Annotated in this window: 1 protein-coding gene; it reads left to right on the top strand. The window is 36.8% G+C overall.

The features are described from left to right. Positions 1–108: 108 nt before the first annotated feature. A partial coding sequence (locus AB4512_RS23235; protein WP_372175883.1) for an MFS transporter occupies positions 109–334 on the top strand: 226 nt, incomplete at its 3' end.

Here is a 334-nt window from a genome sequence, read left to right as displayed (position 1 = left end):
CGATCAACATGATTTGTCCTTATTTTGATGTTTGTTGTTCTACTGTTGATATTTGAACACAAATGAAATCCATATACTTCTCTTATTCCAGTTTTAGAAGAGAATAATATGAATAAAAAACCCCATATGGGACTGATCATCATTCTGCTGATGTTCCCCCAAATTGTTGAAACTATCTACAGCCCAGTATTGCCGCACTTAGTTGATTATTTTGGTGTATCAATGGCAAGTGCAAGTCAAACCTTGTCGATTTACTTTATTGCTTTTGCTGTGGGTGTTGTTTTTTGGGGGCGAATTTCTGATCTTATTGGCCGCAGAAAAGCGATGTTGTGTG

This window comes from Vibrio sp. 10N.222.52.B7 (assembly GCF_041474275.1).
In the GTDB taxonomy this organism is placed as follows: Bacteria; Pseudomonadota; Gammaproteobacteria; order Enterobacterales; family Vibrionaceae; genus Vibrio; species Vibrio crassostreae_C.
Note: the sequence above shows the minus strand (reverse complement) of the source record. Positions and strands in the feature narration are given on the sequence as shown.